The organism is Synechococcus sp. R55.2, assembly GCF_047462075.1.
Taxonomy (GTDB): domain Bacteria; phylum Cyanobacteriota; class Cyanobacteriia; order Thermostichales; family Thermostichaceae; genus Thermostichus.
Genome location: NZ_JANSIH010000353.1, coordinates 1 through 543, shown reverse-complemented (window position 1 = coordinate 543; position 543 = coordinate 1). Strand labels below are relative to the sequence as shown.

1 protein-coding gene is annotated in these 543 nt (G+C 55.4%); it reads left to right on the top strand.

Annotated elements, in window-relative coordinates:
* Positions 1 to 312 precede the first annotated feature (312 nt).
* Positions 313 to 543, top strand: a 231-nt coding sequence (locus NW838_RS11310) for an FAD-dependent oxidoreductase (protein WP_414428065.1), incomplete at its 3' end; no start/stop codon positions are given.

The window sequence follows — 543 nt, the reverse complement described above, 5'->3', positions numbered from 1 at the left end:
CGTATGCATGGGTCGTCATCGGCCAACAGTACTGTCGGCGAAGCATTTGTCAGCAGATGTCCAGGATTGGGGATGGGGGGAGATTGCACAAAATTCACTCCACAGAGTCGGCCATTCGCGACGGCGGTGCGAAGCACCAAGGCTTTCTTTGCACACAAAAGGGATCTCTAATCTGTCTCCAGCTTAATCTTTCGCGTTAGCGGTGCGGTTCCCGACGGGGTGCCGTAGGCATAGCACTTTCGCGCCCAGGCCGGGGATCCCTTGAACAGACCTATTTCCGTTAGGATTGACGAGGTGGTGTGAGAAGTTGCCATGACTGTTTCTGAGAACATTTCTGAGGAAATGACCCCACTACCAGATGGTACCTCAAGGCAGCTATCCAGAGTGCAGTCCACAGTGGTGATCGGGGCGGGGCCAGCTGGATTGAGTGCCGCCTACGAGCTGAACAAGCAGGGCTACCCGGTAACGGTTTTGGAAGCGGATCCGGTGCAGGTAGGGGGGCTATCCCGCACTGTAACCTACCAAGGCTATCGCTTTGATATC